The sequence below is a fragment of the Hymenobacter jeongseonensis genome, from assembly GCF_015694725.1.
GTDB lineage: Bacteria > Bacteroidota > Bacteroidia > Cytophagales > Hymenobacteraceae > Hymenobacter > Hymenobacter jeongseonensis.
In genome coordinates, this window is sequence record NZ_JADQDQ010000006.1 from 143875 (window position 1) to 158901 (window position 15027).

The 15027-nt window shown below is 62.2% G+C and carries 10 protein-coding genes; 5 read left to right on the forward strand and 5 right to left on the reverse strand.

Annotation, left to right across the window (positions count from 1 at the left end):
• Window positions 1-564, forward strand: a complete 564-nt coding sequence (locus I2I05_RS14015) for a hypothetical protein (protein ID WP_196282895.1) — start codon at window positions 1-3, stop codon at window positions 562-564.
• 26 nt (window positions 565-590) lie between these two features.
• On the opposite strand, the gene I2I05_RS14020 is transcribed toward I2I05_RS14015, so the two are convergent.
• Entirely contained in the window at window positions 591-1967 is a 1377-nt protein-coding gene (locus I2I05_RS14020; RefSeq protein ID WP_196282896.1) for a PQQ-dependent sugar dehydrogenase, read from the reverse strand.
• Window positions 1968-2095: 128 nt separating this feature from the next.
• Here I2I05_RS14020 and I2I05_RS14025 point away from each other — a divergent pair, with 128 nt between their 5' ends.
• A complete protein-coding gene (locus I2I05_RS14025) occupies window positions 2096-2563 on the forward strand; it encodes a GNAT family N-acetyltransferase (RefSeq protein ID WP_196282897.1) in 468 nt (155 codons plus the stop codon).
• A 3-nt stretch (window positions 2564-2566) separates the two neighbouring features.
• On the opposite strand, the gene I2I05_RS14030 is transcribed toward I2I05_RS14025, so the two are convergent.
• From I2I05_RS14030 to I2I05_RS14045, 4 genes are all read right to left on the reverse strand, one after another.
• Complete coding sequence (locus I2I05_RS14030; RefSeq protein ID WP_196282898.1) at window positions 2567-3184, reverse strand: DNA-3-methyladenine glycosylase; 618 nt, start codon at window positions 3182-3184, stop codon at window positions 2567-2569.
• Window positions 3185-3229: 45 nt separating this feature from the next.
• Window positions 3230-5203: a carboxypeptidase-like regulatory domain-containing protein gene (locus tag I2I05_RS14035; RefSeq protein WP_196282899.1), complete on the reverse strand. Its 1974-nt coding sequence runs from the start codon at window positions 5201-5203 to the stop codon at window positions 3230-3232.
• A gap of 81 nt (window positions 5204-5284) precedes the next feature.
• Window positions 5285-6286, reverse strand: coding sequence for an aspartate-semialdehyde dehydrogenase (locus tag I2I05_RS14040; protein ID WP_196282900.1), 1002 nt, complete (start codon window positions 6284-6286; stop codon window positions 5285-5287).
• A gap of 195 nt (window positions 6287-6481) precedes the next feature.
• On the reverse strand, window positions 6482-7810 hold the full coding sequence (locus I2I05_RS14045; RefSeq protein WP_196282901.1) for a glycoside hydrolase family 2 TIM barrel-domain containing protein: 1329 nt from the start codon (window positions 7808-7810) through the stop codon (window positions 6482-6484).
• Window positions 7811-8331: 521 nt separating this feature from the next.
• Between I2I05_RS14045 and I2I05_RS14050 the strand changes: the two genes are divergently transcribed.
• The 3 genes from I2I05_RS14050 to I2I05_RS14060 all read left to right on the forward strand — a co-directional run bounded on the left by I2I05_RS14050 (window position 8332) and on the right by I2I05_RS14060 (window position 15008).
• Window positions 8332-10695, forward strand: coding sequence for a glycosyltransferase (locus I2I05_RS14050; protein WP_230688340.1), 2364 nt, complete (start codon window positions 8332-8334; stop codon window positions 10693-10695).
• A gap of 149 nt (window positions 10696-10844) precedes the next feature.
• Complete coding sequence (locus tag I2I05_RS14055) at window positions 10845-13439, forward strand: lamin tail domain-containing protein (RefSeq protein ID WP_196282902.1); 2595 nt, start codon at window positions 10845-10847, stop codon at window positions 13437-13439.
• A 78-nt stretch (window positions 13440-13517) separates the two neighbouring features.
• Window positions 13518-15008, forward strand: a complete 1491-nt coding sequence (locus I2I05_RS14060) for a DUF1800 domain-containing protein (protein ID WP_196282903.1) — start codon at window positions 13518-13520, stop codon at window positions 15006-15008.
• Window positions 15009-15027: the final 19 nt, after the last annotated feature.

Sequence of the window (15027 nt, forward strand, 5' to 3'; positions counted from 1 at the left end):
ATGAAGAAGGCTGTCATCTTTTGGCTCCTGGGACCGGCCTTTAGTGCCTGTACTGCTTCCAATCAAATTGCAACCAAAACTCGCATTCACCAAGAGGAATTTAGCGCTGAAACCAACTTTGCTACTCAAGGACCACTAGAAGCCAAATGGGCCCAAACGACGTTCCAGAAACATTATGAATACAAACCTGCTGTCCGATTTCAAGGCACAGTCCAAGCTCGTGTAGCGCGACAAGAGCAGGTGTTTCGCTACGGAGCCGACACGCTTAGTGCCTTCGATGTGGATGACCGGTTCCTGTCACTTTTCGCCGATGGGATTCTTTACCCGACGGTACACCCCGAGTACTATTTGAACCGAGTAAGCACTCTCAAGGAACTTGCTGAGGCAACTAAATCCCCGAAACATAGACTGTTTACTATGTATGTGTGGAACCGGCTCACCGTTAATCCGACCCTTTATGTGTTCGAATTGACTAATGACCAAGCGCGACTCGAAACCAACCTTACTTCTTTTCTACAAGGCGCAGTGCTGACTTTCATCCACGAGGTCGGAGGGGTGATATAGCTTCTCCATCTTGCTCCACCCCTCCCCTACTCCACCACCATTTGGCGCGTGGCACTGCCCGCAGCGGTCTGGGCCTGTAGCAAATAAGTGCCGGGGCGCAGGTTGCTCAGGTCAAGCGTGGCGGTGGTGCCAGCGGCGCGCAGCGTGAGCACGGTGCGGCCCACTAGGTCGCGCAATGTGAGCAGCGCGTTAGCCTTGGGCAACTGCACGGTGGCTTGGCGCCGGCTGGGGTTGGGAAATAAGTCAAACGAAAAGTCGGAAGCGGCGCGGGTGCCCGTGGCGACGTAAGCGCGGTTTTCGAGAATGATAATTCGGTCGTTGAAGCCATTGCTGGTGCCCAAATACACCTTGCCGTTAGGAGCCACGCAGATGGCCCGCAAGCGCCCAAATTCGTTCGTCAAAAACTCTATTCGGGCCGTGATGGCGTCGCCGGCCGGGTTGAGCGGCAACTGCACCAGCCGTTGGTGCTTGAGGGTGGCCAGCAGCAAATTGCCGCGCCACCCGGGAATGGCGGGATGGTCGTAGTAGGCCAAGCCGGCCGGCGCAATGGTGGGCGTCCAGATGGTGAGGGGTTCGCGCACGTTATTAGCCGCGCAAAAGGTAAGCTCGCTGGCCGAGTTGCAGTTGCCGTGCACGTTGGGCCAGCCATAGTTGCGGCCAACTTCAATCTTGTTGATTTCGTCGTCGCTGCTCGGGCCGTGCTCCGAGCTGTAGAGCCGGCCATCGGGCAGGCGCACGAGGCCCTGCGGGTTGCGGTGGCCCAGCGTGAACACGAGGCTGCCGGGCGTGGGGTTATCGGCGGGTACGGTCCCGTCGAGGTTCAGGCGGAGGATTTTGCCGTTGAGGGAAGCGCGGTTCTGGGCTTCGGGCTGCAATTGGGCATCGCCGGTAGTCATGAGCAGCGTGCGGTCGGGCAGGATGAGCAGCCGTGAGCCGCTGTGGGTGGTGGTGGCCTCGATGTTGCCTAGTAGCACTTGCGGGGCCGTTAGGCTATTGGCCGCGGCCGAGTAGGTGAAACGCACCAGCTTTTCTTTCAGGTCGCCCGCGGCGGTGTAGTTGTACACCGCATACACGTAGGGCATGGTAGCGAAATCGGGGTGCAGCACCATACCCAGCAAGCCGCTTTCGCCGGTGGGCGTCACATCGGGCACCGTGAGCAAGAGCTGCACCTGCCCGGTGGCCGGGTCGACGCGGCTGATGCGGCCGCCCCGTTCCGTCATCCACAGAAAGTTATCGGGCCCCCACACCAACTCCCAGATGTGGCTGCGGCCGGTGGTCAGGGCCGAGGCCGTGACGGTGGTGGTGCCGACCAGGAAAGTGGTGAGTGCCGGGGCCTGTGCACGGGCCGAGAGCGGCAGCCCAATGGCCCAAAAGGCCAATATTGCGTTGCGTAAAAACTTCATGGCAAGTGGCTAAAAGTGGAAATGACGGCAGTGCTACTCCAACAAACGAAACTTGGAAAAGTCCGGATGCCGTGCGCATTCGCGCAGCCCCGTTTTGTAGCTTGCATGCCTCATTAGCGCTGCTCCCCATGCCCGAGTTTATCACCCAAACCCACCCCGCCGGCTACCTCCTCAGCACTGACCCAGCCCAGCTCGATGTCACGGCCATTCACCGCTGGCTAAGCGAAGAATCGTACTGGGCGCGCCATATTCCCCGGGCCACCGTGGAGCGGGCCATTGCTAACTCACTGAATTTCGGCGTTTATGCGCCCGATGGTCGCCAAGCCGCTTTCTGCCGCGTAGTGACGGACCGAGCCACGTTTGCCTGGCTCTGCGACGTGTTCGTGCTACCCGAATTCCGCGGCCACGGCCTCTCCAAGTGGCTGGTGCAACAAATGTTGGCCCACCCAGACCTGCAAAACCTGCGCCGCCACCTGCTCGCTACCTTCGACGCCCACTCCCTCTACCAACGCTTCGGCTACACCCTCCTCGACCGCCCCGACCGCTGGCTCGAAATCAAGCACCCGGACCCCTACCCAGCGCACACGCCGGCGTAGTCGCTACTTCGCCGGGCTAGTCCATACACTGGCGCGCACCCGGAACCGCCACGGCAAGCCCGCTGCTTCCACGCCCGCGTATTCCAGGCCTACCCGGGCACTAGCCACCACGTCGGCAGCGGCGATGACTTCGCCGTGGTCTTCGAACCAGAGCACCTCGCCGTTCACCGGTAGCCCGGTTAGCGCGGGCGTGATGCCCAAGGCTTGGCTCAGCACGCCGGGACCGGCGGTGAGGGCGCGCTTGGCGGTGAGCAGGTTGCGCCGCAACAGCATTTCGGAGATGCCGATGGTGGGTTCCACGGCGCGAATCAGGACGGCGTCGGGGTGTTCGGCGTCGTGAGTGGCGATGTTGAACAGCGCGTGGCGGTTGTAAACGGTGTAGATGTAGGCGTGGCCGCCGGGCACGTGCAAGCCCTGGGCTTGGTGGCGCTTGCGCTGCAGGTGCAGGGTCAGCGAGTGGTCGCCTTCGTGCCGGTAGGCTTCGGTTTCGACAATGCGGCCGGCCGTGATGATGCCATTGACACAGGTGTATAGGTGCTTGCCCAACAATTCACGAGCAATTTGCAGCACATCGGGTCGCTGGAAGAAGGATGCGGGCAGCTTACTGGCTTTTGCGGGCATGGGGTTACATCAAAAGGCTTACCAAACGAACCACCCGCTAGGCGCTCAAAACAGCCGATACAACAGGCCGAAGCTGAGTAGCCACCGCCGCTGCCGCCACGGCAGGGCGGTAGCCAGTTGGTCGTTCACCCGCAGGCTTACGTCGGCGCTCGGCAAATTGACGACGGCCGAGCGCCGCGTTAGGAAAAACCCACTCTCCTCGTCCACTTGCAACTGGGTGCGCGTGCGGAGCGGCAAGAGGTACCCCACGTCGGCCAACAACTCGACTTTATGGCTTAATTCCACCCCCAAGCCTAGTTTGTGCTGGATGGCATCGGTCATTGACTGCACGCGCAAGCTCAACTCGTCGGCGTTCAGGCGAGTGCCGCCCACCCGCAACGGGCCAGTGGAATTGGTAAATTCGCCCACCGCGCGGGCCTCCGTTTGGCGGGTGTAGGCCAAGCCGGCCCGGCCAAAAATGGGCCGGTGGCGCGGAGCCAAGTTGTGCTGGTAGCTCAGGCCGGCCTCCCAGCCCGCGCCGGAAAACTGCCCGAATAGCTGCCGCGTAGCCAAGCGCCCGGCCACCCCCTTTGCGATGTCAACCTCGTACTCAGCGCTCCACCAGCCCACAACTTGCCGGGCGGCTACGCGGGTGCTGCCATCTGCCCGAAACACCGCCCCGACCGGCGCAAAAGCAGCCGCCACCTGCCCCGCCGAAGCAGCAACGGGCCACGCCCCCACCGCGGCCCCGTAGCGGATGCGCCGCAGCCACTGCAGGGCCGGCTTTGGAGGCAGCGGAACGGATTGCGGAGACGCGGGCGCGGCGGCAGGTAGGGGGGCGCCAGCGGCGGGTTGTTTAAAGATAGAATCGGCCCGCTGCTGGCGCTGCTGGTCGAGCAGGGCTTTTTGCACGGCTTCGGAGCGCAACAGCGTGGTTTGGCTTTGCCAAAAAGCTGAATCATAAGGCACGGCGTTGTGCAGAAATACGTCGCGGTACTGCGCCCGCTCCAGGTAAGTAGGCGCTGGGGCTGCTTGAGCCGTGTCGATGGCCGTGGTCAGGAACTCGCCGAAATAGAGCAATGGCGGGCCTACCGGCGGGTTGTATTTGGTTTGCCACCACACCGTTTTGAGGTGCCAGCGCCCGGCGTAGGGCTGGTAGGCTACGCGCAACGCCCGGGCATCGGCAACATGAATTCGACTGCGCAGGCCGGCCGGCGTGTAGTGCCACTCGGCCCCGAGGAAGGCATAGGTGTCCTGGTCGATGTACATCCGACCCGCAAAGTGCGCACGGCGGTTGCCGGGCCGCGGCCCAAACACGACGATGTACACCGGCCGGCCGGCGAAGGTGCTGCCGGACGCCAGGCGGTAGTCGTAATGCCGGAACTGAGCGGGGTCAATAAACTGAGACCGGCTGTGCACAAAATCTGCCAGATGCGCGATAAACGGGCCACCGGCCCAGTCAATCCGCACCGGGCCGGCGGGCCGCAGGTCCACTTTGCGCGACTGCTTAATCTGCACGGCGCCCTCGCTGGTGCGCTGCTGGTACGGTTCCTTAAACACCGTCAGCAGCCCTTCTACCAGGTAGCGCGGCCGGCCGGCAGGGTCGTTATCCGACTCGCGGTAAAAGCCCGTGAGGCGCGTGGGCTGCCGGGGAAAATTGCGCGGAATGCGGGCCACTGCCTCCCGCACAATGCCCACCACCGAGGCCGTTACCTGCACTTCGCCCAGCGCGGCCGGGATAATGCGCAGCTCGATGCGAAGCTCTGGGCCCGGCAACGGCGGCAGCGCCTGGGTGAATTTGCGGTAGCCGAGCAGCGCTACTTCCAACTGCTCGCGCTGGTATTCCGGCGGCACGCGCAGCGCAAAGCGCCCGTCTTCGTTCGTGCTGGTACCGATGCGGTTGCCGGCCACACCCACCTGGGCGTTGGGAATGGGCTGGTGCGTTTCGGCATCAAGCACTTGGCCACGCAGGATGGCGGGAGCCTGCGCCAACGCCGCCCCCGCCACCATCACAAACCATATCAGCAGGAAACAGCGCATAAAAACGGTTCGGAATGCGTCCGCCCGTCTACTTCGAACAGGCTTTCAATGTTCGTCAACGCCGGTTGCGCGAAGTAGCTGCTAGTGGCTGGCAGGCACCATTTCGCGCACCAGGTACTCGGCAATTTGCACGGCGTTGGTGGCCGCGCCTTTGCGCAGGTTGTCGGCCACCACCCACAGGTTGAGGGTGCGGGGCTGGGTTTCGTCGCGGCGCAGGCGGCCCACCAGCACGGCGTCTTTGCCGTGGCTGTCTTTGGGCATGGGGTAGCGGTTTTGCGAGGGGTCGTCGACCAGTTCCACGCCGGGCGTGCGGGCCAGAATGGCGCGCACATCGTCCAACTCAAACTCGCGGGCAAACTCCACGTTCAGGGCCTCGGAGTGGCCGCCCATCACCGGAATGCGCACGCAGGTGGCCGTGACGCGGATGCTGTCGTCGCCCATGATTTTCTTGGTCTCGTTCACCATTTTCATCTCCTCCTTGGTGTAGCCGTTGTCCTCGAACACGTCGATGTGGGGCAGCACGTTCAGGTCGATGGGGTGCGGGTAGGCGGGGTTGCTGGCGGTTTGGCCGGCGCGCTCTTCCAGGAGTTGGTCCACGGCTTTTTTGCCGGTGCCGGTCACGCTTTGGTAGGTGCTGACTACAATGCGCTGCACCTGGTACACCTTGTGCAGTTCGTTGAGGGCCACCACCAGCTGAATGGTGGAGCAGTTGGGATTGGCAATAATCTTGTCTTCGGCCGTGAGGGTGAAGGCGTTTAGCTCAGGCACCACCAGCTTCTTGGTGGGGTCCATCCGCCAGGCCGAAGAGTTGTCGATAACGGTGGTGCCCGCGGCGGCAAAGCGCGGGGCGTGCTCTTTGGAAACCGAACCGCCCGCCGAGAAAATGGCAATTTCGGGCCGGGCCGCAATGGCGTCGTCCATGCTCACCACGGGGTATTGTTTGCCCCGGAATTCCACCAGTTGGCCCACCGATTTGGCCGAAGCCACGGGCAGCAATTCGGTTAAGGGAAACTGGCGCTCGGCCAGTACTTTCAGCAGTTCGGTGCCCACCAGGCCGGTGGCACCCACAATAGCAAGTTTCATGGAATTGGGGAAATAAGACGCGGTAATCCAGCGCGCCGCGCCCTGCAAAGGTCGCCAACAAACAAGTAATTATGGCCCTCTAAATCTCACCTCGCCGCCCATGGCGACACAGCCGGACTGCGCGCCCGTCAGGCAATTATTCCGAAACGAGCGGTAAAGCCACGGAGATAGTACCTGAAAACATGACCCGCGCCGTCACTTCGAACCGGAAACAGCCGACACCGGAGTGGCGCCTCGCCGCACCAACATGGGAATATTGGCAGTGCCGACGCTACCGTGCCCGTCAAACACGCGCACGTACAAGCGGTAAGTACCCGGCTTTGTAGGCGTGCGGATGGTGGCTTGGCGGCCTTCGGCGCGGAGCACGCAGCCTATTACCGGCTCCAGCGGCGACTCTTTTTCTTTGCCTGTAGCCCCGAGCCGCATCTCCGGCAGCACTTCCCAGCGCGTGGTAAGGGAATCGCCTTCGGGGTCGGTGACAGTAACGACGGCTGGGTATTCCTGGCCCGCCTGCAGTTGAACATCGTCGCCGGGTGGGTAGCCCGCCAGCCGCAGCTCGGTGAGGTGCGGCGCCCGATTGGCGGGATATTGCTTGCGCCAGAGCAAATGCAGCTCGTCCACCATCTCGGTTTTCTCGCCCGTCGGCTCGAACAGGCTGAACCACGTGGGCGTGTATTCGAATTTAGTACCCCAGAAAAACACGTAGCTACCCAGGCAACGCGCGGTGTCCACGGCAATGGTTTGGCGGTAGCGGGTGCTCATGAACTCGGCTTTGGCACTGCTGGTCTGCTCCAGCGCCACTTTCCAGGCCGTGGAGTCCGATTCCCAGTGCCCCCGGCCACCGTATTCCGTCACGATGTACGGCCCCCGCCAGCCGCTGGCCCGCACCAAGGCTGGCAATTTTCCCAGTTGCCCGTACACGTTCAGGGACAGGATGTCTATCTCCGGCGCCAATACCTTGAGGTAGTCGGTATAAGGTGCCAGATTAGCCGTCATGGAAATGGTAACTGGATGGTAAGGGTCGAGCTCGTGAACCAGGTGGGCAATGTCTTTGAGGGCTTCAAACAGGCGCGGCCCTTTCGCCTTAAGCTCCACCTCGTTGCCTATGTTCCACATGAGCAGCGCCGGGTGGTGGCGGTAGCGCAGCACCTGTTCCCGGATGCGGGCCAGCTGGTCTTGTACCATGGCGGGGTCGTAGTAGCTGAAGTGTTGGTTTTCGCCATCCACCCACAGGCCCAGCATCACAGTGAGGCCGTGGCGGTGGGCTTCGTCCAGCAACGGACCCGCGTAGTCGGCGCTCCACAGCCGCACCGTGTTGCCGCCGGCGGCACGCAGCTGGCTGTACTGTTGCAGGCCGCCGCCACCGCGCAAAAAATAGGGCTGCCCGCCGCGCAGCAAGCGAAAGCCGTGGGCCGTTGTGTCCACTTTAACCTCAATCACGCTCTCCGGCTTGGCATTCGGGCCAGCAGAGTACCGCTCCGCAATCGGCGGCTTGGCCTCGTTGCAGGAGCTGAATAATAGCACGCATGCTGCTGCCAGCGCCCGTAGCCAAGCACCGCCGATAGTAGGCCCACATTCATTGAAACGGCTATTTACCGAGTTAAAAACAATCATTATAATATTTTATTTTTTATATTTTTCAAATCAATTTCATCTTCCCTTATTCTGGTTCAGACACTACAATCAGAAGGGCATTACACCCAGGCTCTATACGTAAACAGAACACTAAATATTTTTATTTTTTGAAGGTTCTGTTCTATAGGCCTTTGCAGGGCACTAAATTAGTTTTTGCAAAAAAAATCATCGTAAATCCCTAACCATAAGCACAATTTTATAGTACTGGGTGTTGTTTGACTTCTGACAGCCCAGTCAAGCCACTTTTAATATAACAACTATCTATATGAAAAATAATATACTATTCAATTGCTGTATGTGTTCTCTATATGCCTCTTACTACTGTATTAAATACCTCGGAAACTGAGCCTGCTCACGCCTCGGGATTATCATATAAGGTTCGTTTTCGCAAGGTTGCCGGTCTTACGTCCATGCGCTGGCTTGTGGCGGTGGGCTTCCTGTGCATGCTCCATTTTTTGTGGTGGTTCTTCACGACCCTGCGGATGGGCTACGCGCCGCTTTTCTGGCTGCTCGCGGTTTCGCTGGGGTTCAAACTCCTGAAGATGCTGCACGAATGGGTGCACTACGTGCAAGTGCAAGAGCCCGTGCCGCCCACGTATACGGCAAACCTGCGCCGCGTGGACGTTCTCACGACGGCCTGCCCCGGCGAACCCCACGCCATGATTATCCGGACCTTGGAGGCGATGCAAGCCATCCGGTACCCGCACACGAGCTACCTCTGCGACGAGGGCAACGACCCGGTGCTGCGCGCGGCCTGCGCCCGCTTGGGCGTGGTACACGTGACCCGGACGGAGAAAAAAAATGCCAAAGCCGGCAACATCAACAACGCCCTGCGCCAGGCCACCGGCGAGTTCTGTGTCGTGCTCGACCCCGACCACGTGCCCACGCCCAACTTCCTCGACGAAGTGATGCCGTATTTCGAAGATGAGCGGGTAGGTTTCGTGCAGGTAGTGCAAGCCTATGGCAACCAGCAGGAAAGCTTGGTGGCAAAAGGCGCCGCCGAGCAAACCTACCATTTCTACGGCCCGCTGATGATGGGCATGAACGGCTACGGCACGGTGCAGGCCATCGGGGCCAACTGCACGTTCCGCCGCGTGGCGCTCGACTCCATTGGCGGGCACGCCCCTGGCCTCACCGAAGACATGCACACGGCCATGCGCCTGCACGCCGAAGGGTGGCAGTCGGTGTACGTGCCGAAAGTGGTGAGCCGAGGGTTGGTGCCGGCGTCCTTGGCCGCCTTTTATTCGCAGCAGCTCAAATGGTCGCGCGGAGCTTTCGACCTGCTTTTTCGCGTTTACCCCAAGCTGCTGGGCCGTTTTTCCTGGCCGCAGCGGCTGCACTACCTGCTGTTGCCGCTGTACTTCTTTTCCGGCGTGATTGCCCTGATTGACCTGAGCTTGCCGGTGTTATCGCTGGGCCTCAGCCAATTTCCCTGGCTGGTAAAGGTGAGCGACTTGGCCGTGCACGCGCTGCCGCTCATGGGCATGTCGCTCCTTATCCGGTGCTACGCCCAGCGCTGGCTGCGCGAGCCCGGCGAGGGCGGCCTGCATCTGGCGGGCGGGTTCCTGCGCATCGGCTCGTGGTGGGTGTATGCACTTGGGTTTGTGTATGCGGTGGTGGGCGTGCGCGTGCCCTATTTGCCCACGCCCAAAGAGGGCCGCTGGGGCAACGAATGGCTCCTGGTGCTGCCCAACCTGCTGCTGGTCGCCATCCTGCTAGGCGCCTGCAAATACGGTCGCTTGGTTGCCTACGGACCTTACACCAACACCATGGTGCTGCTGGCTTTGCTGAACGTAGTCATTCTGCTGGCGGCCACGTTTATGGGGCAGCACCAGGTGCTGCGCAACTTTATCGAGGATATGGCGGCTAAGCCGTTTCGTGGGGTGGTGCTGGGCCTGCATCAGGTGCAGGCTGGTGTGGTGCACGCGCTGGTGCCGCGCCTGCGCCGCTTCGGCCCGCTGGTGGCGCTGAGCGGCTTGGCGCTGGTCGGCTCCTATTCCTATGCGCGCGAATCCTGGCTGGCACGGGTCCCCCCCGAATGGATGCTGACGGGCACGCACACGTTGCGCCTGGGCCAGGCCATCACGCCCTTTGAAAAACACGGTTCGGCTACCTTGGTAGGCTTGTGGACTGAAACGCCGGAAGCTTCGGAATACGATATTGCCGCGCTCACCATCCCTGCTCCGACCCTCACCGGGCCATTGCCGGCGCAAGTCGACAGCTTGGTGCAGCGCCGCCGCGTGCCCTTGCTCACCTGGACGGCGCGCACGTCCGCCACAGACCAAAAGGCGTACTGGCAGCACTTGGCCCAACAGATAAGCCAAATTCCCGGGCCGGTGATGCTGCGGCCTATTTTGCAGGCGCCCAACGCCGCTGCTTACCGGCAGGCCTGGAAGGAGATGGTCAGGGCCTTCCGCAAGGAGCAAGTCATCAACGCCGTTTGGGTTTGGACGCCGGTTGCCGCTGATTCACTGATGCAGCAGTTTCCGGGCGTGGCCTACGCCGACTGGATTGCCAGCCCGCTGCTGGCGCAGGACGGGGCTCCCGACTATGCCCAGTTGCGCACCTACCTCAGCGAAAACCTGGCCCTGCACCAGCTGCCCGTGGTTTTGCTGGCCCCCACCCCCAAGGGCAATCCGCAAAATGTGGCGCAGCGCCTGAACTGGGAGTACCCGGAAATCAAAGCCATTGTATTCCCGATATCTCCCAAACCCTATCCGGAAACGGCCACCGAATGGAAAAACCGCCAGAGTCGCCACGGGCTAGGAGGGTAAGCGTTGGTGCTCATAATTTCCGTACGCCACGCGCCGGGCTTTCGCTTAAAACCCCATAAAACCCCGCGCGTGGCCCCAGAGCGCAACAAAATAATACAATATCATTAATAAGGGCTTACATTGGGCACTGCTAATACCTGTGCCCATCAATGAAGCGACTCCTTTTACTCTTCACTTTCCTACCCTTCCTGGCCTCGGCCCAGTTGGCCGAGACATTTGCCGACGGTGATTTCACCACCAATCCTACCTGGAGAGGCGATGCCGGAAGTTTCCAGGTTACAAACCAGCAACTGCAAAGCAACGGCCCCGCCGTGACGGGTACCGCGTTGCAGCTCAGCACTCCCAGCCAGGCCAGCACGGGCACCGTGTGGGAGTTTTGGGCCAACCTGCGCTTGGCCACCAGCTCCGGCAACCTGGCCGATGTATGGTTGATGGCCTCGCAGGAAGACCTGCGCAGTACCCAAAACTCGGGCTATTACATCCGCCTCGGTGGCACGGCCGATGAAGTGAGCTTGTTCCGCAAGGACTCGACCCGCTCCGCGGTGCTGGTCATCGACGGCTTGGATGGGACGCTAGCGAGCGCCAGCAATAACCTCGTGCGTGTGCGTGTGACCCGCACCACCGACAGCCGCTGGACCCTGGAACGCGACCTCACCGGCGGCCGCAACTTTGTGGCGGAGGCCGCGCAGCCCATCGACGCCACCTACCAGCAGAGCGTGGCCCTGGGTGTTTCCCTACTCTACTCGTCGGCCAACAACCGCAGTTTCTACTTCGATGACTTTGCTGTGACCGACGCCACCGCGCCGCTGCTTGCCCGCGCTGTGCCTCTGAGCTCCCGCCAGATTGACGCCGGCTTCAACGAAGCCGTGGACCCGGCCAGCGCCACCATGCCGGCCAACTACCGGCTGCAAAGCGGCGCCGTGCCCACCACGGCCCAGGTGCTGGCCACCAACCCGGCCGTGGTGCGCCTCACGTTCGCGGCCGACGTGGCCGCCCAAAACACACTGGAAGTCCGCAATGTGGCCGACTTGTACGGCAATGTGGCGGCAGGCCCCCTGCGGGCCACTTTTTCGGCCCCACCCGCCACGCCGCAGGTTGGCGATTTGATTATCACCGAAATCTTCGCCGACGAAACGCCCCAGGTGGGGCTGCCGCTGTCAGAATACGTGGAAATCCACAACCGCAGCACCAAGGTTATCAGCCTGGGCGGCGTGCGCCTGAGCAAGCCGGGCAGCAGCTCGGCCGCTATTTTGCCCGATACCGCCCGGCTGCTGCCCGGCCAGTACGCCATTGTGTGCGGCAGCACGCGGGTACCGCAGTTTGCCGGTTACGGCAAAGTGTACGGGCCCACCAATTTCCCCGCGCTCAACAACGGCGGTGACCAGCTGGTGCTGCGCGGCCGCGACGGCCGCACCCTGTTCGAGGTCACGTACTCGGATGAATGGTACCGCGACTCCCAAAAGAAAGAAGGTGGCTGGAGCCTGGAGATGATAGACGTGAACAACTTCTGCGCCGGGGCCGACAATTGGCTGGCCAGCACCGATGCCAGCGGTGGCACCCCCGGCAAGGCCAACTCGGTGCGGGCCGCCCGGCCCGACGCCACGCCGCCCACCCTGCTCCGCGCCGTGGCCCTGAATGCCACCACCGTCCGGGTGTACTTTTCGGAGAAGCTGGACAGCACAACGGCGTCCATTGCCAGCCACTACTCGCTGGGAGCGTCCGGCCCGGGCATCATCCGGGTGGTGCCCGTAGCACCCGATTTCCGGCAGGTCGACCTGACGTTGGCAGCGCCGCTGCTGGCCAGCCGGGCCAGCACCCTGGCCGTGCAGGTAGCCACCGACTGCGTGGGCAACGCCAGCGGGCCGTTGCAATCGGCCACTTTTGCCTTGCCCGAAGTAGCCGTGAGCGGCGATGTGGTCATCAATGAACTCCTATTTAACCCCCGCGTGGGCGCCGTGCGGTTCATTGAGTTGCTGAACCGCAGCACCAAGTTCATCGACCTGCAAGGCTGGCAAATTGGCAACCTGCGAGCCGACGGCAGCGTGGATACCGACGTGCTGAGCAACGAGCCGCTGGTGTTAGCGCCCGGCCAGCTGCTGGCTTTCAGCACCAATAGCGACAACCTTTTGCTGCAATACCCCACCAGCACTACCGCCGCCAACTTGGTGCAATTGGCCAGCTTCCCCTCATTCCCGAACGAGAGCACGGCGCAGATATTCAACAGCCGCGGCCTCGAAATTGACCGGTTTGCGTACAGCGACGCCCTGCACCTGAGCCTGCTGGCTACGCAGGACGGTGTGTCGCTGGAGCGCATTCGGGCAGCGGGGGCTACTACGGGCAGCAACTTCCACTCGGCGGCCGGTGCGGTGGGCTACGCGACGCCCGGCACTGCCAACTCGCAGGCCCAGGATGCGCCCGGCGGCAACCAGGAGCTCACCCTGACGCCCGAAGTCTTTACGCCCGACGACGACGGCCAGCAGGATTTCGCTACCCTCAACTTCCACCTCGACCAGCCCGGCTATGCCGCGTCCGTCACGGTATACGACGCCCTGGGCCACCTCACGCGCCGGCTTGTGCGCAACGAAACGGTGCCCACCACGGGCTTTTTCCAGTGGGACGGCATCGATGAGAAAGGCCGCAAAGCCAGCGTGGGCTACTACGTTTTCCTGGTCGAGCTTTTCCGGACCAACGGCGGGGAGAAGCGGGAATACAAAAAAACGGTGGTGCTGGGCGCCCGGTTTTAAGCGCAAACGGGAAAGCTGGACTTCCGACGGCGGGCCGGCGCGGTTAAACCTGCGCGGCGGTTTGGCGTCAGAAGGCGCATGAGCAGCAACCAGCAACTTCAGCACTTGTATTGGCGGGCCGGTTTTGGGCCCCGGCCGCAGGACGTGGCCGCCGGCCTTAGCCCCCGCCAGGCCCTGCGGCAGCTGCTGCACGATTCGCAGCAAGGGGAGCCGCTGATAATTCCTGGCCTGAACGCTGCCATCGGCGACGAGCAGATGATAATTGAATCCGCAACCGGCCAACGTGTTGCATCGGGCGAACTACCAACGAAACCCAACGCCGCCCGCCCGCCCCGCTTGCGCCGGGCGGCCCTCACGCCCGAGCAGCGCAAGCGCCAAAACACGGACCTGCGGGAAGCCTACGCGAACCTGAGCACGGCATGGATGGAACGCATGGCCGCCTCGCCGGCCCAGCTGCGCGAAAAGATGACGCTGTTTTGGCACGGGCACTTTGCCTGCCGGGTGCGCCAGCCCGCGGCTGCGCTCAGCCTGCACAACACCATGCATCGCCATGCCCTGGACAAATTCCCGGACCTGCTGCTGGCGGTGAGCCGGGAGCCGGCCATGCTCCAGTTTCTGAACAACCAGCAGAACCGCAAGGCCCGCCCCAACGAAAACTTTGCCCGCGAGGTGATGGAACTGTTCACCCTGGGCCGGGGCAACTATACCGAACAGGACGTGAAGGAGGCTGCCCGCGCCTTCACCGGCTGGGGGTACGACGGGGAAAACAACTTTGTGTTTCGGGAGCGAACCCACGACGCGGGGCCCAAAACCATCCTCGGCCACACCGGCGCGTTCACGGGCGAGGAAGTTCTCCAGCTCCTGCTACAACAGCCAGCCGCAGCCACGTTTCTGGTCACCAAAATCTACCGGTTTTTCGTGAACGAGGTGCCCAATGACCGGCACATTGCCCCGTTGGCCGCGGCCTTCCGCCACAGCGGCTACGACATCGCCGACCTGATGGAACGGCTGTTTTTGGCCGATTGGTTTTACGAACCGGCCAACGTGGGCACGCACATCAAGTCGCCGGTGGAACTGCTGGCCGGCATCCGCCGCACGCTGGGCCTGCAGCTGGAAAACGCCCGGCCCCTGCTGGGGTACCAGAAAGCCCTGGGCCAAACCTTGTTTCAGCCACCGAACGTGGCGGGCTGGCCCGGCGGCCGCAGCTGGATTGACTCCTCGTCGCTGCTGCTGCGCCTGCAGCTGCCGGCCGTCCTTTTTCGCCAGGCCGAATTTGCGGTGGCCCTCAAACAGGACGAAAACGACCTCGCGCCCAACCTGGGCCGGGCCGAGCGCACCCTGCGCCCGGGCGTGGGGGCGCAGCTGCCGCTAACCGCGCTGCGCCCAGTTCTGGCCCCGATTCCCGCCGCCCAGCAGCCCGCCAGGCTGAGCGAATTCCTGCTGCAAGCCCCCATTCGGCCCGAAAACCTGCTGGCGGCGCAACAAGCCGCCGCGGGGCAAGCACCGGCCGATGCCTTGCGTAGCCTGCTGCTCAGCTTGTTGAGTCTGCCGGAATACCAGCTTTCGTAATTGCGAATCTCCTTCATCA

What these genes read in the sequence shown, in the direction of transcription:
- I2I05_RS14055 (WP_196282902.1), top strand. Translation starts at nt 10,845, where the DNA reads ATGAAGCGACTCCTTTTACTCTTCACTTTCCTACCCTTCCTGGCCTCG.
- I2I05_RS14025 (WP_196282897.1), top strand. Translation starts at nt 2,096, where the DNA reads ATGCCCGAGTTTATCACCCAAACCCACCCCGCCGGCTACCTCCTCAGC.
- I2I05_RS14020 (WP_196282896.1), bottom strand. Translation starts at nt 1,967, where the DNA reads ATGAAGTTTTTACGCAACGCAATATTGGCCTTTTGGGCCATTGGGCTG.
- I2I05_RS14030 (WP_196282898.1), bottom strand. Translation starts at nt 3,184, where the DNA reads ATGCCCGCAAAAGCCAGTAAGCTGCCCGCATCCTTCTTCCAGCGACCC.
- I2I05_RS14035 (WP_196282899.1), bottom strand. Translation starts at nt 5,203, where the DNA reads ATGCGCTGTTTCCTGCTGATATGGTTTGTGATGGTGGCGGGGGCGGCG.
- I2I05_RS14060 (WP_196282903.1), top strand. Translation starts at nt 13,518, where the DNA reads ATGAGCAGCAACCAGCAACTTCAGCACTTGTATTGGCGGGCCGGTTTT.
- I2I05_RS14040 (WP_196282900.1), bottom strand. Translation starts at nt 6,286, where the DNA reads ATGAAACTTGCTATTGTGGGTGCCACCGGCCTGGTGGGCACCGAACTG.
- I2I05_RS14050 (WP_230688340.1), top strand. Translation starts at nt 8,332, where the DNA reads ATGCGCTGGCTTGTGGCGGTGGGCTTCCTGTGCATGCTCCATTTTTTG.
- I2I05_RS14015 (WP_196282895.1), top strand. Translation starts at nt 1, where the DNA reads ATGAAGAAGGCTGTCATCTTTTGGCTCCTGGGACCGGCCTTTAGTGCC.